19 protein-coding genes are annotated in these 19,181 nt (G+C 61.8%); 13 read left to right on the forward strand and 6 right to left on the reverse strand.

The genetic code is table 11. The annotated features are described in order from the left end of the window. Positions 1 to 213 precede the first annotated feature (213 nt). A complete protein-coding gene (locus NL532_RS14200; protein ID WP_050590970.1) occupies positions 214 to 642 on the forward strand; it encodes a hypothetical protein in 429 nt (142 codons plus the stop codon). Positions 643 to 691: 49 nt separating this feature from the next. Here the strand turns inward: NL532_RS14200 and NL532_RS14205 are convergent, their stop codons facing one another. The 3 genes from NL532_RS14205 to NL532_RS14215 form a co-directional block, all read right to left on the reverse strand. Continuing rightward, positions 692 to 1,339 (reverse strand): LuxR C-terminal-related transcriptional regulator, encoded by a 648-nt coding sequence (locus tag NL532_RS14205; RefSeq protein ID WP_023668347.1) that lies wholly within the window; start codon positions 1,337 to 1,339, stop codon positions 692 to 694. Beyond that, positions 1,336 to 2,727 (reverse strand): sensor histidine kinase, encoded by a 1,392-nt coding sequence (locus NL532_RS14210; protein ID WP_023690914.1) that lies wholly within the window; start codon positions 2,725 to 2,727, stop codon positions 1,336 to 1,338. Before NL532_RS14210 ends, NL532_RS14205 begins: the two co-directional genes overlap by 4 nt. Positions 2,728 to 2,889: 162 nt before the next feature. Continuing rightward, positions 2,890 to 3,192: a DUF1236 domain-containing protein gene (locus tag NL532_RS14215; RefSeq protein ID WP_023731684.1), complete on the reverse strand. Its 303-nt coding sequence runs from the start codon at positions 3,190 to 3,192 to the stop codon at positions 2,890 to 2,892. Positions 3,193 to 3,776: 584 nt separating this feature from the next. On the opposite strand from NL532_RS14215, the gene NL532_RS14220 reads away from it, so the two are divergent. The 3 genes from NL532_RS14220 (at position 3,777) to ilvN (ending at position 7,521) form a co-directional block, all read left to right on the forward strand. After that, a complete protein-coding gene (locus tag NL532_RS14220) occupies positions 3,777 to 4,739 on the forward strand; it encodes a DUF1236 domain-containing protein (RefSeq protein ID WP_023668350.1) in 963 nt (320 codons plus the stop codon). A gap of 331 nt (positions 4,740 to 5,070) precedes the next feature. Next, entirely contained in the window at positions 5,071 to 6,867 is a 1,797-nt protein-coding gene (locus NL532_RS14225; RefSeq protein WP_023668351.1) for an acetolactate synthase 3 large subunit, read from the forward strand. 81 nt (positions 6,868 to 6,948) lie between these two features. Next, positions 6,949 to 7,521: an acetolactate synthase small subunit gene (gene ilvN, locus NL532_RS14230; protein WP_023668352.1), complete on the forward strand. Its 573-nt coding sequence runs from the start codon at positions 6,949 to 6,951 to the stop codon at positions 7,519 to 7,521. Positions 7,522 to 7,532: 11 nt separating this feature from the next. Here the strand turns inward: ilvN and NL532_RS14235 are convergent, their stop codons facing one another. After that, positions 7,533 to 7,913, reverse strand: a complete 381-nt coding sequence (locus NL532_RS14235; RefSeq protein WP_023702997.1) for a metalloregulator ArsR/SmtB family transcription factor — start codon at positions 7,911 to 7,913, stop codon at positions 7,533 to 7,535. A gap of 156 nt (positions 7,914 to 8,069) precedes the next feature. Here NL532_RS14235 and NL532_RS14240 point away from each other — a divergent pair, with 156 nt between their 5' ends. The 7 genes from NL532_RS14240 (at position 8,070) to NL532_RS14270 (ending at position 16,124) form a co-directional block, all read left to right on the forward strand. Beyond that, positions 8,070 to 9,026 (forward strand): acyl-CoA desaturase, encoded by a 957-nt coding sequence (locus NL532_RS14240; RefSeq protein ID WP_023714739.1) that lies wholly within the window; start codon positions 8,070 to 8,072, stop codon positions 9,024 to 9,026. A gap of 123 nt (positions 9,027 to 9,149) precedes the next feature. Beyond that, positions 9,150 to 9,746 carry a LysE family translocator gene (locus NL532_RS14245; protein WP_023688075.1) on the forward strand — a complete coding sequence of 199 codons (597 nt, stop codon included), beginning with the start codon at positions 9,150 to 9,152 and terminating at the stop codon, positions 9,744 to 9,746. Between the two features lie 225 nt (positions 9,747 to 9,971). Further along, entirely contained in the window at positions 9,972 to 11,261 is a 1,290-nt protein-coding gene (locus NL532_RS14250) for an efflux RND transporter periplasmic adaptor subunit (protein WP_023829266.1), read from the forward strand. Next, on the forward strand, positions 11,258 to 14,419 hold the full coding sequence (locus NL532_RS14255; RefSeq protein ID WP_023829267.1) for an efflux RND transporter permease subunit: 3,162 nt from the start codon (positions 11,258 to 11,260) through the stop codon (positions 14,417 to 14,419). The genes NL532_RS14250 and NL532_RS14255 overlap by 4 nt, the downstream gene beginning before the upstream one ends. Positions 14,420 to 14,483: 64 nt before the next feature. After that, positions 14,484 to 15,107, forward strand: a complete 624-nt coding sequence (nthA, locus tag NL532_RS14260) for a nitrile hydratase subunit alpha (RefSeq protein ID WP_023690920.1) — start codon at positions 14,484 to 14,486, stop codon at positions 15,105 to 15,107. Next, entirely contained in the window at positions 15,104 to 15,763 is a 660-nt protein-coding gene (gene nthB / locus NL532_RS14265; RefSeq protein ID WP_023751648.1) for a nitrile hydratase subunit beta, read from the forward strand. The genes nthA and nthB overlap by 4 nt, the downstream gene beginning before the upstream one ends. Continuing rightward, positions 15,750 to 16,124: a nitrile hydratase accessory protein gene (locus tag NL532_RS14270; RefSeq protein ID WP_023725319.1), complete on the forward strand. Its 375-nt coding sequence runs from the start codon at positions 15,750 to 15,752 to the stop codon at positions 16,122 to 16,124. The genes nthB and NL532_RS14270 overlap by 14 nt, the downstream gene beginning before the upstream one ends. A 41-nt stretch (positions 16,125 to 16,165) precedes the next feature. Here the strand turns inward: NL532_RS14270 and NL532_RS14275 are convergent, their stop codons facing one another. Continuing rightward, positions 16,166 to 16,468, reverse strand: coding sequence for a hypothetical protein (locus NL532_RS14275; protein ID WP_023829268.1), 303 nt, complete (start codon positions 16,466 to 16,468; stop codon positions 16,166 to 16,168). Between the two features lie 242 nt (positions 16,469 to 16,710). Here NL532_RS14275 and NL532_RS14280 point away from each other — a divergent pair, with 242 nt between their 5' ends. After that, on the forward strand, positions 16,711 to 17,838 hold the full coding sequence (locus NL532_RS14280; protein ID WP_023682070.1) for an ATP-dependent DNA helicase: 1,128 nt from the start codon (positions 16,711 to 16,713) through the stop codon (positions 17,836 to 17,838). 20 nt (positions 17,839 to 17,858) lie between these two features. On the opposite strand, the gene NL532_RS14285 is transcribed toward NL532_RS14280, so the two are convergent. Then, a complete protein-coding gene (locus NL532_RS14285; protein WP_023682069.1) occupies positions 17,859 to 18,278 on the reverse strand; it encodes a SpoIIAA family protein in 420 nt (139 codons plus the stop codon). Between the two features lie 112 nt (positions 18,279 to 18,390). Here NL532_RS14285 and NL532_RS14290 point away from each other — a divergent pair, with 112 nt between their 5' ends. After that, a complete protein-coding gene (locus NL532_RS14290; protein WP_023690926.1) occupies positions 18,391 to 19,131 on the forward strand; it encodes a pyridoxine 5'-phosphate synthase in 741 nt (246 codons plus the stop codon). Positions 19,132 to 19,181: the final 50 nt, after the last annotated feature.

The raw sequence follows: 19,181 nt of genomic DNA on the forward strand, positions 1-19,181 counted from the left end.
AAGATCAGTAGGTCAGACTTCGGTGTATATTTGACTCAGACGAAGGTCTGAGAATCGAGCTGCAAGCACGAAAGGAGAGTTTCCTCAGCGTTTGTGAGCCGCAATTTTGGGCTGTTCATTCTTGAATACCGTGACACATCATGATGTGATGGTGGCATGAATGGAGAAAGGCAGCCCCTGTTTTCATCCGTGCGTCGCCGGGCGTACTTTAGCTTGCGCGTATTCGCGGCGGTTGCGGTGACGATGCCGGTGCTTGGTCTGCGGTTGAGCCATGTCGACGGTTACAAGATCGAATTCGCCGCTGCCAGCGCCAAGAGCGGAAACAATGGCAATGGTAACGGTGGTGGCAACGGTAGTGGTAACGGTAATGGCTCAGGCGGCAACGCCGGGAATGCCAACGCCAACGGAAAGGGAAAAAATGGTGCCGGCGACAACGCCGCCGGTAGCCAAGCTCCCAGTAGCCAAGTCAATGCCGCTGGCGACACGGTGACGGTACAGGGCGCCAAAATCCAGGTCGTGCATCGCGATGGATTCAGCGAAAGCATCGAGGCCGGCCGCTTCACTATGAAGGATCCGCTTGGAAGGACAATTGTCGAACGCGCCGTAAGGGCCTCCGACATTGCTCGTCTGAAAGGGCTGTAACTGTTGGTTCGCCAACCAGCATCCGACCTTCAGACAAGCCCCGATCTCCCTATACAAGACCCGTTTTGGGCGCGTGCATAAGAATGGCTGCTTCGGTGCGGTTTCGCACCTTTAGCTTTTGAAATATCCGAGTCATGTGGTGTTTTACCGTTTTCTCCTGCAGGTTGAGACGTTTGGCGACTTCTTTATTGCTCAGTCCTTCGCCTACCAAGGAGATTATCCCAAGCTCGCGTCCCGAGAGATTGGCAACGAGATCGGTTGTGCGCTTTTCCGGCCGGATCAGTTCATTCAAAAGCTGCGCTGACAGGGTCGGCGAAACATATTTTTTTCCTGCGGCTATATAAGTCAGCACCTCGGCCAGCGATGCCGCCCCAATCCCTTTCAGCACATATCCGCGTACGCCCAGCCTGAGCGCCGTTGCCAAATCGGCGTTCGCCTCCGAGACGGTGAGCATGACGATCTTGCAGTCAGGCTGAGTTGCAAGAATATTTTCCGCTGCCGCCAGACCCCCTCCCGGCAAACTGATGTCTAGCAGCAATATGTCGGGATTTGCCAAGGCCGCAAGCTGTTCGGCATCCGTCGCGGTTTCGCCCGCACCAACGACTTCGAAGCCGCCGATTTCGGCGAGGCTGCGAGCCACACCCTCGCGAAACAGCGGATGATCATCAACAATGGCAATCCTTATGGGAGCGGTCATTTCTGGTCCTCGATGTTGAGCGTTATGGTCAGCCGGGTCCCCCTGGGGCTCGAAAAGGTCTCGAAGTGACCTCCGATACTTTCGATACGTTCCCTCATACCGGCGAGTCCAAGTCCTTCACACGATCCCGACTGGAATCCAGGGCCGTGATCAAGCACTTGAATGAGGAGCTTGCCCTGCGTCACTCTCGCCTTGACAGCCTGCCCCTTGCCCAGACCGTGTCGCCAGGCATTGTTCAGCCCCTCCTGCGCGAAGCGAAAGATGCTTATTTTCTCGGACGTCCCCAGGTCGGGCAGGCGAGATGGCAGTGAAAGCGATACGGAGGAGGCCGTCCGGCGTTCATGTTCGGCAACCGCAAGCCGCAATATCTCCGCGACTGTCGAAGCTTCGATCTGTGGCAGCACGAGGCCGGTGCAGATGGCGCGGATCTCCCGCATCGCCTCGTCCAACGTATGATGGATATCGGCGATCTCGGTCTTCCGGTGGCTTGGGGATGCGGCGGGATCGAGCAGCAGAGGGCTGTCCATGCGCAGCGCAGCCAGTGCGACCAGCTGAGCTGGACCGTCATGCAAATCAGACCCGATGCGACGCAAGTAACGCTCGTTGATTGCCGTTGCGCGGCGCGACGCCTGCTGGACGCGCTCCCGCAAAGCGGAATTCTGCTCCAAAAGCAACTGAAGTTCGGCCACTTGTGTCTCAAGCGCTGAACGCTGCGTTTCGATAGTGCTGCTGCCGCGAAGCACGATTCCCGAGAGCATCGCCAAGGCGACCGCGGTCGCGCCAGCCACGAGCAGCCAGCTCGACCATAGTGCCGAGTTTAAAGTGCCCTGAAGATCGTCGGCTATCTCGTAGAACTCGGAAACGGCCACAACATCGCCCGACCACGGCTCTCGAACCGGATTGTAGATCTCGAGCAGCGAGGCGGTGGGGCTCTTCCGTTCCTTCCTTTCATTTTCGTCCAGATCATTGAATTGCGCCACCACGTTTCCACCGAACGCATGCAGCAAGTTCGCATTTGGCTCGAAGGTCTGGCCGATAAGAGCCGCGTCTTTGGCGTACAGCACCTTGCCATCACGCCGCCAAAGCACGAACGACGCCAGTTTTTTGCCGAGAGCACCCTGGTCCAGGGTTTCATCGAGCGCCCGTTTAACGGTGTCGCTGAGCTGCTGGCTTTTGCGCATATCCGGCAGGATTGGCGCGATGACACTGTCGACGTAAAGCGCGGTCGTGCTTGCAGAGTTGCGGATCACTCCATCTCGTATTTGCGAGGTGACCCATAGGCCGACGACCAGCATCAGCGACAGCAGCCCAATGCTTCCGACTATGATGAACTGCCAAGCCAACGATAGCCTGTTCCAGTTTTGATAGAGACTATCAATGTAGCGCACGTCTCAACCGACCCCGCGACTTTGGCCGTGCCAAAATGCCTAAGCCATCCTACATCTAGAACGGTCGATGGTGCGAGCAAGCGCTAGGTTGAATGCCGGGGAAACCGCAATTTCAGGGCATGATCCCACCGCCACCCGCGGGGAACGGCGGTGGGATCAGCGTTACTGTATGATCTTGACGATCTTCCGCGTGCCGGGGTCGACCAGCACGGTTCGCCCGTCGACCACAACGTAGCGATACTTGACGCTCGGCACTTCATGCAGTTCCACCGTGTCGGGAATGGCGGTCCCCACGTTCAATTCGACACCTGGAATCTTCACCGACGCAAGGGGCTGCTTTTTCACGTATTCGCGCACAACCGTTTCCTGCTCCGGCGCGATGATGACGTCTTGAGCGGCAACTACGCCCGCGCTCGCGAGCAGCAAGAATCCGGCAATTGCGGTCGACTGGTACATGGTCGTCATGATTCTCTCCTTCATGCGAGCAACGCTCATGCATCTTGCGCGAGCTCGATTCCGATACGGGTGGTGTTGATGAGGTTGATGCACACCGGGAGCCGAACGGGCTTTTCGCGGCTGCGTTCCCGCGTGGGGCTTCGGTCCGGGCGTCATCGGGCCAATGGACGATAGGGGGAGGGACCAAAGTCTGGTGCCAGGCTGTAGAGGTCCTAGAGCCTCCTCAGGGCGGAACACAGGGTTCTCGGCATCGTTGAGATCAGCACTTGTGGGAGGCGTTAATGGACAACAGCGTCCATCAGGCACGATGGTTGCTCTTGCCTGTTTTCGGGGTAGCCATCCTGGTCATGACGACGGGAGTACTTCTAAGCTTGTGAGGCTGGTGTCATCGCTATGGGATCACAAGCTCAGAAAAAAGCAAAAATCTTGCGTTGCATTAATTTTTTTATGCAATTTGTAGCTGATTGTTGGCAAAACTACTGCCTACATTTATTGGTCTTCTTAGAAGCCCGATTTTATTCGCAAAATGCGGAACAAAGTATTTTTGACAGAGTTGGCTAGGCTGAGGGACCGACTCTTTAAGGAGAAAGCAGATGAAACATGTGTTGATCACGAGCATGATTGCGCTTGGCGTCGGGTGCGGCGCCGCGATCGCCCAGACCCAGGCTGTGCAGCCGAGCGGCGGCGACAACTGCGCCGCTGGCGCGGCCGATTGCCAGAAGGGCGGCAAGGCCGGCGAACAGGCGCAAGGCAAGATGAAGTCACAGACCGATCAGAATGCACAGGGCCAGGCTGGCGCCACGACCGATCAGCAGGCTCAGGGCAAAGCCAAGCTCAAGACGGATGAACAGGCACAGGGCAAGGCCGGGACCAGTACCGAGCAGAATGCTCAGGGTCAGGCCGGCGCCACGACCGATCAGCAGGCTCAGGGCAAGGCCAAGCTCAAGACGGATGAACAGGCCCAGGGCAAGGCCGGGACCAGCACCGAGCAGAATGCTCAGGGCCAGACCGGCACCAGCACCGAGAAGCAGGCTCAGGGCAAGGCCAAGCTCAAGACGGATGAACAGGCCCAAGGCAAGGCCGGGACCAGCACCGAGCAGAACGCTCAGGGCCAGACCGGCACCAGCACCGAGAAGCAGGCTCAGGGCAAAGCCGGGACCAGCACCGAGCAGAACGCTCAGGGCCAGACCGGCACCAGCACGGACCAGCAGGCCCAGGGCAAGGCCGGGACCACCACCGAGCAGAACGCTCAGGGCAACACAAACGTCCAGACCGACCAGGGCAATACGGCCTCGATCAACAACGTGACAGTCGAGCAGAAGACGCAGGTCACGCAGATCATCCACGAGACCAGGGTTGAGCCGGTGAAGAACGTCGACTTCGACATTTCGGTCGGCATCGAGGTGCCGCGGCACAAAGTGCGCCTGCACCGTCTGCCGGCGCGCATTGTCAAGATCGTCCCGGCTTACGAATCCTATGAGTACTTCGTGCTGGCCGACGGGCGCATCGTCATCGTCGACCCGGATACGTACAAGATCGTGCTGATCCTGACGTGACACGGCAGTGGCTCTTGTTCCCGGCGCGGTGCGATTGAGGGGTATCGTATGCGCCGCGGTGGCCCGCCGACCAGAGGCGGCGGGCCACTTGCTTTGTCTTTCGCATCGCGCGTTTTTCCCGTTGACACCTTGCCTTTCACCCTCGTAGTGTCCGCCACGATGAAAAAGGCACTCATTCTCGTAGGAAAGCGCGTGGGCAAGGCGGTGTAACCGCCGGGCGAAAACCTCCCATGCGCAACACACAGGCTCCCATCGGGGGCCTTTTTTATTGCCCGAAACACGACTAAACGACCAGCAATCGCCTCATGGCTAGAAGTACGGGACCAGACCGATGAGCAACGGACAGAACGAACGGCGCGAAATGCCAAACAGGGAAATGACTGGCGCCGAAATGGTGGTGCAGGCGCTGAAGGACAATGGCGTCAAGCATGTCTTCGGCTATCCCGGCGGCGCGGTGCTTCCGATCTATGACGAAATCTTCCAGCAGGACGAGGTCGAGCACATCCTCGTCCGCCACGAGCAAGGCGCAGGGCATGCGGCCGAAGGCTATGCCCGCTCGACCGGCAAGGCCGGCGTCATGCTGGTGACCTCCGGCCCGGGCGCCACCAATGCGGTGACGCCGCTGCAGGATGCGCTGATGGATTCGATCCCGCTGGTCTGCCTGACCGGGCAGGTGCCGACTTCGCTGATCGGCTCCGACGCGTTCCAGGAGTGCGACACGGTCGGCATCACGCGCCCCTGCACCAAGCACAACTGGCTGGTGAAGGACGTCAACGAATTGGCCGCCACCATCCATGAGGCCTTCCATGTCGCGACGACCGGCCGCCCCGGCCCGGTGGTGGTCGACATTCCGAAGGATGTGCAGTTCGCCAAAGGCATCTATGTGCCGCCGCAGGCGGCGCCGCGCACCAGCTACCAGCCGAAGGTCCAGGGCGACCTGGAAAAGATCAAGGCCGCCGTCGAACTGATGGCCAGCGCCAAGAAGCCGATCATCTATTCGGGCGGCGGCGTCATCAACTCCGGTCCGGAGGCCAGCCATCTTCTGCGCGAACTGGTCGACCTCACCGGCTTCCCGATCACCTCGACGCTGATGGGCCTCGGCGCGTATCCGGCATCGGGCAAGAACTGGATGGGCATGCTGGGCATGCACGGCACTTATGAAGCCAATATGGCGATGCATGATTGCGACGTGATGATCTGCATCGGCGCGCGCTTCGACGACCGCATCACCGGACGGCTGACCGCCTTCTCGCCCAACTCGAAGAAGATCCACATCGACATCGATCCATCGTCGATCAACAAGAACGTGCACACGGAAGTGCCCATCATCGGCGATGTCGGCCGGGTGCTGGAGGACATGGTGCGGCTGTGGCGGGCGAGCGCCAAGGCCGACAAGAAGGCGCTCCATCCCTGGTGGGAGCAGATCGCCAAATGGCGCGCGCGTGACTCGCTCGCGTTCAAGATGAACCACGATGTGATCATGCCGCAATATGCCATCCAGCGGCTCTACGAACTGACCAAGGACATGGACACCTACATCACCACCGAGGTCGGCCAGCACCAGATGTGGGCGGCGCAGCACTATCATTTCGAGAAGCCGAACCGCTGGATGACGTCGGGCGGGTTGGGCACGATGGGCTACGGTCTGCCGGCTGCGCTCGGCGTGCAGATCGCGCACCCGGATGCGCTGGTCATCGACATCGCAGGCGATGCCTCGGTGCAGATGACGATGCAGGAGATGAGCGCGGCGGTGCAGCACAATGCGCCGATCAAGATCTTCATCCTCAACAACCAGTATATGGGCATGGTGCGCCAGTGGCAGCAGCTGCTGCACGGCAACCGTCTGTCGCATTCCTACACCGAAGCGATGCCCGACTTCGTCAAGCTGGCCGACGCATATGGCGGCCATGGCATTCGCTGCGAGAAGCCGGACGAGCTGGACGATGCGATCAAGGAGATGATCGCGGTGAAGAAGCCGGTGCTGTTCGATTGCCGGGTGGCGACGCTCGCCAACTGCTTCCCGATGATCCCGTCGGGCAAGGCGCATAATGAAATGCTCCTGCCCGACGAGGCGACCGACGAAGCCGTGGCCAACGCCATCGACGCCAAGGGCAGGGAACTGGTCTAGGTCCAAGCCGGGGCAGGGCTGTCGCGAGAAGCCGTGCGCAAACAGAGAATTAGCTCAAAGTCTGAAATCGAGATTCATGTCATGAACGCACAGCTTCAACCGACCGGCTCCGCCTATTTCATCGCCAAGGAAACGGAAAAGCCGGAGAACCACACGCTCTCCGTGCTGGTCGACAATGAGCCCGGTGTGCTTGCCCGGGTCATCGGCCTCTTTTCCGGCCGCGGTTATAACATCGAGAGCCTCACCGTCTCCGAGACCGAACACGAGAAGCACCTGTCGCGCATCACCATCGTGACGCGCGGCACGCCGCATGTGCTGGAGCAGATCAAGCACCAGCTCGAACGCATCGTACCGGTGCATCGCGTCGTCGATCTCACCGTGCGCTCGCACGAGTTCGGCCAGGAGCGGCCGCTGGAACGCGAGTTGGCGCTGGTCAAGGTCGCCGGCACCGGCGAAGCCCGCGTCGAGGCGCTGCGTCTGGCGGACGCTTTTCGCGCTTCGGTCATCGACGCCAACACCGAGCACTTCATCTTCGAGATTACCGGCAAGGGTTCGAAGCTCGACCAGTTCATCGCCATCATGAAGCCGCTCGGCCTGGTCGAGATCTGCCGCACCGGCGTGGCGGCGATGAACCGCGGCCCGCAAGGGATGTAGTCTCAGTCCAACTATTTTACCGGCTTGGGATCGACCTTGCCGCTCGCCAGATTCTTACTCTCCCTTTTGATCGGGCGCGATACCGGACAGACGTCCTGGACGAAGCCGTTCAGCGTGTTAACCAGATTGTTCTGGACCAGCGAGTAGCGGATGAATTGTCCCTGCCGCTCCCTGGCGATGAGGCCGGCCGTCTCCAGGATGCTCAGATGCTGCGAGATCGACGGCTTCGACATGTCGAAGCGCGCCGCGATCTCGCCCGCGGTCAGCGAGGAGTGGGCGAGATAGGCGAGGATCTTGCGCCTCGGCTGCGATGACAGCGCCTCGAACACGCGCTGTATGGCGCTGCTTGCCCCGATAGCCGTGTCGCCATCCGCTGCATTGTCTTCGATCACCGCCTGCCTCTGTCGTTTCGCTTCCGGTATTTAGTCTATTGCCTAAATACCTAAATCGGAATAGTAGATAGTTAGCTTATTGCCTAAATAAGCGCCGGCGCGCCGGAAGGCAAGGCTCTTTGGTCCGGAAATGTTTCCTGCAGAGGAGGGGTACCGATGAAGACCATATCCACAGGCAGAATGATCTCGCAGCCCTTGAGCGATGCCGAAGATGGCGAGGTCGTCTGGATGCCGGCCAAGTCGATCTGGGTCGGTGCGATGACGCTGATTGCGTTGGTGTTCGGGCCGCTGACCTTCAGCTGGAGCGCTTTCGCCCTGTTCGTAGCGACGACGGCGGTGACGATCTGCGCCGGACACTCGGTCGGCATGCATCGCCTGCTCATCCATCGCTCGTTCAAGGTTCACATCTGGCTCAAACACGCGCTGGTCTATCTCGGCACGCTCGTCGGCATGGCCGGTCCGTTCGGCATGATCTATGCGCATGACATACGAGACTGGGCGCAGCGCCAGACGGCTTGTCACGACCTGCACGCCCACCGCCGGCCTTTCTTCACCGACGCTTTCTGGCAAATGCATTGCGCCGTAGCGTTGCGCAATCCGCCTGACTTCGTCATCGAGCCGTCGATCAGAAACGACCGCTTCTACAAATTCGTCGAGCGGACCTGGATGCTGCAGCAACTGCCGTGGGCGATCCTTTTCTTGCTCCTCGGCGGGTGGAGCTGGGTGGTCTGGGGCATTGCGGTGCGTATCTCCGTGTCGCTGACCGGGCATTGGCTGGTCGGGCATTTCGCACATCGCAGCGGGCAGCAGGGCTGGCGCGTCGATGGCGTTGCCGTGCAGGGCTACAACCTGCCGCGTTTCGGCCTGGTGACCTTTGGCGAGAGTTTCCACGGCAATCACCATGCGTTTCCCGAATCCGCAAAGCTCGGCCTGGAACGCGGGCAGATCGATCTCGGCTGGCTCTTCATCCGCATCCTGGCTGCCCTCGGCCTCGCGCATGGCGTGAAGCTTCCCGGGAACACGCCGAGGCGCAAAGGCCTGCGGCGTGTGGCTGGCCGTCAGGAGGCCGCCGCCGCTCCCAGCCTGTTGTCGGCGCGGGCCCACGGCAGGTAGACTGTGCCGGCCTGGCTGGCTCGGGATAGGCGGATCACGGCGGAGCGCTTTGGACCAATGGAATGAGGTTGCGTCCAGCGCTCTGTCGATTTAAGTCAGCATTGCTGACCTTTGTGAGCCGTCATGACCCTCGACGCTTTCCTTGCCCTTTTGGTCTACGCCTTCGTGACCTCGATCACGCCGGGGCCGAACAACCTCATGCTCTTGGCGTCGGGCGTGAATTTCGGCCTGGTCAGAACCATTCCGCATATGCTGGGCATCAGCATGGGTTTCCTGGTGCTGTTGCTTGCTGTCGGCTTTGGCCTGGGCGCGGTGCTTACGGCGTTTCCGGCCTTGCACACCGGATTGAAGATCGCCGGCGCTGCCTATCTGCTCTATCTCGCCTGGAAGATCGCCATGTCGCGCTCGCTGTCCAGCAAGGGTGAGACGGAGGCACGGCCGATGCGGTTCATCGAGGCAGCCGCATTCCAGTGGGTCAATGCGAAAGCCTGGGTGATGGCGATCACCGCCATGGCCGTCTACTCCAATCCGGACCACCCGTTCCTGTCGGTGGCGCTGATCGCGATCGCCTTCACCGTCGTCAACCTGCCGAGCGTCTCGATGTGGGCCGGTTTCGGCACAGCGCTGCGCGGGTTCCTGTCGGATCCGGTGCGGCTGAAATGGTTCAACATCGCCATGGGCGTGCTCTTGGCGGCGACGCTCTGGCCGATGCTGAAATAGACGCATCCCGCCTGAGATCTCAACCGCATCCTGGCTGGTTTTCCGACTGCTGAGCCGGCTGCATAGTCATTGTGCAGTGCACATTAAATCTTCGTAATGCCGTGTTTTGGCCCTTTTCCGACAAATGTGCGTCCTATCTACTTCGGCGAGATCGCGGCAAGGCGCCGTGATTGCGTAGAATGAGACCACCGGGTTCGGCGTGTCGGATCATAGGGCTTTTAGTCGATGCGCGGTAAAGTCGTTCTGGCGGTGGTGGTGGCAGCGGCCTGTGTCGCCGCGGCATGGGTCTATTTTTCGCCGGCGGCGATGAGCAGTCTGCAGCAGATGCTGCCGGGCGCCAGGCAGACGGCAGCGGCGGACAAGCCGGCTGGATCGGACAAGGCTTCGGCCGACAAGGCAGGGGGCAAATCCGGCGCCGGCGGCAATGCCGCCCGTTCGGCCTCGATCGTCTCGGCCACCGCGACAACGGCCGATTTTCCGATCCGCCGTTACGCCATCGGCTTCGTGTCGTCGCCGGCCGTGGTCAACATCAACGCCCGCGTGTCCAGCCAGATCGTATCGATCGACGTCAGGGACGGCCAGATGGTGAAGGCCGGCGAGCTGCTGTTCTTGCTCGACGACAGGGCGCTCAAGGCGCAGCTTGCCAAGGATCAGGCGACGCTCGCCAAGGACCAGGCGCTGCTAACCAGTTCGGGCTCCGACCTTCAGCGCGCCAAGGATCTCGTCGCCAAGCAGGCCGGCACGCAGCAGACTTACGATCAGGCGGTGGCGGCGCAAAAGGCTGCCGCGGCGACGGTCGATGCCGACAAGGCGACGATCGACGCCGACAATGTCCAGCTCGGCTTTGCCAGCATCAAGGCGCCGATTGCCGGCCGGCTGGGCGCGGTCAACGTTTCGGTCGGTGACCTCGTCACCTTGAGCAACGGCAACTCGAGCACGGCCACGCCGCTGGTGACGATCACCGAGATGGATCCGCTGCAAGTCAACTTCAACCTGCCGGAGAGCAACCTGGCGCTGCTGCACAAGGCGCTGGCCAACCCGCAGCAAGGCGCGGTGACGCTGACCAAGGATGGCGATCCGACGCCGATCGGCAGAGGCACGCTCGACTTCGTCGATTCCAGCGTCGACACCGCGTCCGGCACCATCGCGACACGGGCGAGCATTCCCAACGCCGATCTTTCACTGTGGCCCGGCCAATATGTGAATGTCGTGCTCGACGCTGGCATCATGCCGCAGATGACATCCATCCCGACCGTTGCCGTGCAGCCCAGCCAAAAGGGACCGTTCGTCTATGTCGTCAAGCCCGACAACACGGTCGAGATGCGACCGGTGCAGGTGGCGCTGACCGAAGGCGAAAACAGCGCCATCAGCGAGGGCGTCAAATCAGGCGAGAAGGTGGTGGTCGAGGGCCAGACCAGGCTGAAGGACGGCGCCGCCATTCACGAAGGCAAGGCGGCCGGCGGTGATCAAGCTGCTCCCAAGGTCGCCGAGGCCGGCAAGGCGGCTGCCCAATGATTTCCGAATTCTGCATACGCAGGCCTGTCGCCACGCTGCTGATGTCGTTCGCCCTCGTGCTGGGCGGGCTGTTTGCCTACAAGTTCCTGCCGGTGGCGGCGCTGCCGAGCGCCGAATTCCCGGTCGTCAACGTCTCGGCCACCCTGCCCGGCGCTTCGCCCGAAACCATGGCCACTTCGGTGGCGACGCCGCTGATCAAGCAGTTCGCCACCATCGCCGGCATCGATTCGATCTCGACCAGCAATTCGCTGGGACGCACGTCCATTGCCATCCAGTTCGTGCTCAACCGGGATATCGACGCGGCGGCCGCCGACGTGCAGGCGGCGATCGCGCGCACGCAGCGGCAGTTGCCGCCGGAGATGACGTCGCCGCCGAGCTATCGCAAGGTCAATCCGGCCGACGCGCCGATCCTTCTGATGTCGCTGGTCAGCGACACGGTTCCGCTCACCGACCTCGACGCCTTCGCCGAAAACGTCATCTCGCCCTCGCTGTCGACCATCGACGGCGTGGCGCAGGTGTCGGTCTTCGGCCAGCAGAAATATGCGGTGCGCGTGCAGATCGACCCGACGGCGCTGGCGGCGCGCGGCATTTCGATCGACCAGCTGCAGACGGCGATCGCCTCGGCCAATTCCAACACGCCGCTCGGGGTCTTGCAGAACGACAAGCAGCAGCTGACCATCACGGCCAACACGCAGCTCACCAATGCCGCCGGGTTCTCCAACCTCATCATCGCCACCAAGAACGGCCATCCGGTGCGGCTGGGCGAGGTGACGCGCGTCATCGACTCGGTCGAGACCACGACGACCGCAAGCTGGTACGACGGCACGCGCGCCATCATCCTGGCGGTGCAGCGCCAGCCCGACGCCAACACGGTCGACGTCGTCGACAAGGTCAAGGCGATGCTGCCGTCGTTCAAGGACCAAATGCCGGCCGCCGCCGACATCAAGCTGCTCAACGACCGTTCGACCTCGATCCGCCAGGCCGTCGACGACGTCCAGTTCACGCTGCTTCTGACGATCGCTTTGGTGGTGACGGTGATCTTCGTCTTCCTGCGCCGGGTGACCGCAACCATCATTCCGGCCGTGGCGGTGCCGATTTCGCTGATCGCGACGCTGGGCGCCATGTTCCTGTTCGGCTTTTCCATCGACAACATCTCGCTGATGGGCCTGACGCTCGCAGTCGGCCTCGTCGTCGACGACGCCATCGTCATGCTGGAAAACATCTTTCGCCACATGGAGGAGGACGGTCTCTCGGCCTTAGATGCCTCGCTGAAAGGCGCGCGCGAGATCGGCTTCACCATCATCTCGATCTCGATCTCGCTGGTGGCGGTGTTCATCCCCGTGCTTTTGATGGGCGGCGTCATCGGCCGCATCTTCAACGAATTCGCCGTCGTGGTAACGGTCGCCATCCTGGCTTCGATGTTCGTGTCGCTGACACTGACGCCGATGCTGTGTTCGCGCTTGCTGTCGGTGACCAAGGCCGATCGCGACAAGCATGCCCCCGGCCACAAGCAGGATATCGTCACCCGCGGCTATGACCGGCTTTTGACCTTCTGCCTGCGCCACACTTTTCTGGTGTTCCTCGTCTTCGCCGGCACGGCGGCAGGGTCGGTCTGGCTGATCGAGGTCTCGCCGAAAGGCTTTTTCCCGCAAGAGGATATCGGCCAGATCTCGGTGACGACGATCGCCAGGCAGGACATCTCCTACGACGCCATGGTCAAGCTGCAGAACCAGGCGGCAAGTGTCTTCTCGCGTTCGCCCTATGTCTCGCATGTGGCCTGGTCAGCCGGCGGCGGCAACAATGCGCTGAACCAGGGCCAGCTCTATGTGCAGCTGAAGGACAAGAGCCAGCGCCCCGACATCGATAAGGTACTGTCGGATCTGCGGCGGCAGCTGGCCGTCGTGCCGGGGATCGATGCCTATATGCAGCCGGTGCAGAACCTGCGACTTGGCGCGCGTTCTTCCGCCAGCGCCTACCAGCTCGTCGTTCAGGGCCTCGATACCGGCCTGACCGACACATGGGCGCAAAAGCTCAACGATGCGATGGCGGCCGATCATGCGAATTTCACCGACGTCACCAGCGATTTGCAGAACAATTCATTGCAGGCGACGCTGGTGGTCGATCGCGACAAGGCGGCGTCGCTCGGCATCGACACCGACACGCTGCGCTCCAGCCTCTATGGCGGCTTCGGCACGGAGCAGGTCTCGACGATCTTCGGCTCGGCCGACAGCTACGAAGTCATCATGGAGCTCGATCCCAACATCGAATGGTCGCCCGAGCGCATGCTGGCCATCCAGGTCAGGACGGCAAGCGGCAGCCTGGTGCCGCTCGGCGCCTTTGCCCGCGTCGACCGCACCGCCGGCGCGCTGACGGTCAACCAGCTCGGCCAGCTGCCGGCGGTCACCATCTCCTATAATCTGCCGCAAGGCGTGGCGCTGGGCGACAGCACGGCCCGCATCGCCGCGCTGAAGGAGCAGATCGGCATGCCGCCGGCGATTTCGACCAGCTTTGCCGGCACCGCCAAGACCTTCCAGGATTCGCTGGCCAATCAGGGCCTGCTGATCGGCGGCGCCATTCTGACCATCTATATCGTGCTCGGCATCCTCTATGAGAGCTTCATTCATCCGCTCACCATCCTGACCGGCCTGCCTTCGGCGGTGCTGGGCGCGGTGGTCGCGCTGCGCCTTGCCGGCATGGACCTGTCGGTGATCGCGGTGATCGGCATCCTGATGCTGATCGGCATCGTCAAGAAGAACGGCATCATGATGGTCGACGTCGCGCTGGAGCTGCGACGAGAAGGCATGTCGGCCAAGGAGTCCATCCACAAGGCGTGCCTGATGCGTTTCAGGCCGATCATGATGACGACGTTGGCGGCGCTGATGGGCACGTTCCCGATCGCGCTCGGCACCGGCGCCAGTGCTGAGCTGCGCCAGCCGCTCGGTGTCGCGGTGGTTGGCGGTCTCCTGGCGTCGCAGGCGCTGACGCTGTTCGTCACCCCTGTCATCTATGTCTATTTCGAGAATTTCTCCGGCTGGCTGGTGAGCTTCTTCTCTTCGAAAAAGAACAGGCCGGAGCTGCATGCGGTCGAGAGCGGCGAGCAGGCCTCGCTGTTCGCTCCCGAGGATCGGCTCGAGCCGCAAAGGGCCGCCGCCGAATAGGCGATAGTCCGTGGCCCAAGCTGTCATGCTTGCGGCCGCGTGCCGCCGATCCTAATCTGAGGTCATGTCCCATGATCATGACCACGACAATGAGCTCGACCCGTTTGCGGCGCGCGTGCGCGCGCTGGAGACCATCCTCACCGAAAAAGGCCTGATCGATCCGGCGGCGATCGACGTCATCGTCGACACCTACGAGACCAAGATCGGGCCGCGCAACGGCGCCAGGGCGGTGGCGAAAGCCTGGAGCGATCCGGCCTTTGCCGAGTGGCTGAAGCGCGACGCGACTGCGGCGATCACCTCGCTGGGCTACACCGGCCGCCAGGGCGAGCACATGCAGGCGGTGTTCAACACGGACGAGACGCACAACCTCGTCGTCTGCACGCTGTGCTCCTGCTATCCGTGGTCGGTGCTCGGCCTGCCGCCGGTCTGGTACAAGGCGCCGCCCTATCGCTCGCGCGCCGTGATCGATCCGCGCGGCGTGCTGGAGGAGTTCGGGCTGACCTTGCCGGCGGAGAAAAACATCCGCGTCTGGGATTCGACTGCCGAACTGCGCTATCTCGTGGTGCCGATGCGGCCTGACGGTACCGAAGGCTGGAGCGAGGACCAACTCGCCGAACTGGTCAGCCGCGATGCCATGATCGGCACGGCGGTGGCCAAAGAACCCGGGACAAAGAAGGTACCGGCATGAACGGGCCGCAGGATCTAGGTGGACAGATGGGTTTCGGGCCGGTCGCGCCCGAAAGGAACGAGCCTTACTTCCATGCCGACTGGGAGCGGCGGGCGCTGGGCGTGACGCTGACCGCCGGCGCCATGGGCGCCTGGAACATCGACGAGAGCCGGCACGCCAGGGAATCGGTGCATCCGGCCGTCTATTATTCCTCGAGCTACTACCAGATCTGGATCAAAGCGCTCGAGGTGCTGCTGAAGCGCCATGGCTTCGTCAGCGAGCGCGATCTGACGGAGGGTCGGGCGGTCGATCCGGCGGCGACGCCCAAAAGGGTGTTGAAGGCCGAAAACGTGCCGGCGGTACTGGCCAAGGGAGGACCTTGCGACCGGCCGGTCGAGACGGCGCCGCGCTTCAAGGCCGGCGACCCGGTGCGGACAAGGAATTTCAATCCCACCGGCCACACAAGGCTACCGCGTTATGCGCGCGGCAAGCACGGAGTGATCGAGGCCGTGCGTGACGGTTTTGTGTTCCCCGACAGCAACGCGCATGGCAACGGTGAAAACCCGCAATGGGTCTATACCGTGGTCTTCGATGGCTCGGAAATCTGGGGCGAGGGCGCCGACCCGACGCTGACCGTCTCGATCGATGCCTGGGAGAGCTATCTTGAGCCGGCCTGAAGGTGCATTGCCGGCGGGTCTGGACGAACCGGTATTCGCCGAACCCTGGCAGGCCGAAGCCTTCGCCATGACGGTGGCGCTGCATGACAAGGGCCTGTTTTCGTGGAGCGAATGGGCCGATGCGCTGTCGGCGCAAGTGAAGAAGCCGGGCGCCGCAAGCGACGGCCACGACTACTACGAGCATTGGCTGGCTGCGCTGGAGACGCTGCTGGCGGCCAAGGGCGTCGCGGGAAAAAGTGACGTCGACACGCTCGCCGCCGCCTGGGAACGCGCCGCGCATGCAACCCCGCACGGCAAGCCGATTTTGTTGGAGAACGATCCCGGGCCGACCAGAGGTAGCGGCGGCGGCGCGAACATATAGTCCGCCTGTGGTTGGTGTTTGAAATCTGGCGGCCGATGCAACTAATTTTCGACGACCATGCCTTCGTCGTCCCCATAGACAAACGCCTCAACGACGGCGAAGCGGCCACGGTTTTTGGAAATGGCGACGAAGTCGTTGTCACCCAAGTGGAGGATCACTTGCTCGTCGCTGATGGTAACACGTTCTATGGTTCTGGCATTTTCGTCACCCAGACAGGCCGTGACCTCGGTATATATCGCGAACCCTGCGTCATCCGACAAGGAGACAACGATGCCATAACCAGGTTCGCCGATTTCGATCTTCTTTATCGACTTTCCGATCAGCCTGTCTGCGAACGACCTCATCAATATCCTCGCTTATAGGTGTCTGCGCCGATCTGCATCTCGATCATGTCCGTGATAGTGGCATTGCCCGATCTAGGTTCAAATGCCTGAATTCAAATCGTTCGTTATCCGCTTGCATGTTCACTTTACGTTCGCATTTGCGCCTGCTAGTTTGTCCCGTTGAAGGTGAGGCAATCCCATCGTTTTAAGCGGTGGTTGGCACCAAGCTTGTCTTTCTCTCGCGAATCCGGTCTGTCGAACCGATGGAATTCTCCCCCCAACAGGACGAGGCTCTGAAAGCGGTGGCGCGCTGGCTGAAAGAGGGCCGGCCGCAGGTCTTCCGGCTGTTCGGCTATGCCGGCACCGGCAAGACGACGCTGGCGCGCTATTTTGCCGAGCATGTCGACGGCCAGGTGCAGTTCGCCGCCTTCACCGGCAAGGCGGCGCAGGTGCTGCGCTCCAAGGGCGCGGTCAATGCCCGCACCATCCATTCGTTGATCTACCGGCCGAAGGGCGAGGAATCGGTGTCGGACGAGGTGACCGGCAAGACCTCGATGTCGCCGACCTTCTCGCTCAATCGGCAAAGCCCTATTTCACGGGCGAAGCTGGTGGTCATCGACGAATGCTCGATGGTCGACGAGCAGCTTGGTCGCGACCTTCTGAGTTTTGGCACGCCGATCCTGGTGCTTGGCGATCCGGCGCAGCTACCGCCGATCTCGGGCGGCGGCTTTTTCACCGAGCATGAGCCGGATGTGCTCTTGACCGAAATCCACCGCCAGGCGCGCGACAATCCGATCATCCAGCTGGCGCTCGACGTGCGCGAGGGCCGCGAGTTCATGCGCGGCGACTACGGCAGCGCGCAGGTCATCGGCAAGGAGGACGTCACCCAGGAGCTGGTGCTGAAGGCGGACCAGGTGTTGGTCGGCACCAACCGAACACGCCGCCGCTACAATCAGCGCCTGCGCGAGCTGAAGGGTTTCAATGCCGATTATCCGCAGGCCGGAGACAAACTGGTCTGCCTGCGCAACGACCCCGCCAAGGGCCTGCTCAACGGTTCGCTGTGGAAGGTAATGACCTCGTCGCGCGAAACGGTGAAGCCGGGCATCAACCTTCTGGTCTCGCCCGAGGAGGACGATCCCGACCGCGGCGTCGCCAAGATCAAGCTGCTCAAGTCAGCTTTCGAGGATCCGGACGCCGATATCCCCTGGCAGCAGAAGAAGCGCTTTGACGATTTCGACTATGGCTACGCGCTGACCGTGCACAAGGCGCAGGGTTCGCAGTGGAACGATGTCGTGCTGTTCGACGAGAGCTGGGCGTTCAAGGAAACCCGCCAGCGCTGGCTCTATACTGCCATAACGCGGGCGGCAGAGCGGCTGACGATTGTTAGATAGCTGGCGTTAGATAGCCGGCGTCAGGTAGCAGCCGGCGCAGCAGGGCTGAGTGGCGTAGCACCCAGCCATTGCCAGGCATCCGCTTCATCCTCGGCCGCGAAGTGCCTGAACTCGATGGGTGGCGAAGCCGGAAGGAAGTTCCGCGCATCCGCTATCCAGTCGGGCTCACCGATCGTCGCGCACCGGGCGATATGCTCTAGCGCATGAACCGTACCTTGTTTCAGCGTCTCGTCGTCCATATCGATCCAGTCGACGCCCTCATGGTCGACCAGCCGCACCAAGACGTCGATCCTCGGGTGCAGCGCGTAGGCAGCCTCCAGCAATCCGAACAGATTTTCGCCGTCGGCTGCCGATACATGGCCGACGACGTCGATGGCGAAAAGGTCCTCACGGTCGGTTTCGAGGCGGCGGATCGCGGGCACGGATTGGAGAAAATTCATTGGCTGGGTTCCCCCTTGCGAGCAGATGTCATCACTGGAACACCCGAAAGCCCCTGTCTGTTCCCATCAAAGGCAGTATAGATGCGCTGCACAAACAGCCGGACCTCACGCCATGCCCGCGAAACTCTCGGTCAATCTCAACGCCATCGCCATGCTGCGCAACCGCCGCGACCTGCCGTGGCCGAGCGTCACCGGGCTCGGCCGCCTGGCGCTGGCGGCCGGCGCGCACGGGCTGACGGTTCATCCGCGGCCCGACGAGCGCCACACCAGGCATTCCGACCTGCCGGAGATCCGGGCGCTGATCGACGACGAGTTTCCCAAGGCGGAATTCAACATCGAGGGCTACCCGACCGAGGATTTTCTGGCGCTTGTGGAAAGACACCAGCCGGAGCAGGTGACGCTGGTGCCCGACGATCCGGCGCAGGCGACATCGGACCATGGCTGGAACTTTGCCGCCGAGGCGGCGTTCCTTATCCCGATCGTCAAGCGTCTGAAAAAAGGGGGCTTCCGCGTGTCGCTGTTTTCCGATCCGGATCCCACCGGCGTCAATGCCGCGCGCGATACCGGCGCCGACCGCATCGAGCTCTATACCGGGCCCTACGGCAGCTACCATTCCGATTCCGCCAAGGCGCGGAAGGAGCTGGAAAGATTGGGAAAAACCGCGGATGCCGCACTCGCCGCCGGGCTCCAGGTCAATGCCGGGCACGATCTGGTGGTGAACAACCTTCCGGCATTGGCAAAGCGCATTCCGGCATTGGCCGAAGTGTCTATCGGACACGGGTTGACAGCCGATGCGTTGGAGTATGGCATGGCCGGCACGGTGGGGCGGTTTCTGAAGGCTTGCGGTTGGTAGCGGTGGAAGGCTCGTGTCGAAGGTGATATCGCATGACAGCAAGCAAGGCG

This window comes from Mesorhizobium sp. C120A, from assembly GCF_030323105.1.
Lineage (GTDB): Bacteria > Pseudomonadota > Alphaproteobacteria > Rhizobiales > Rhizobiaceae > Mesorhizobium.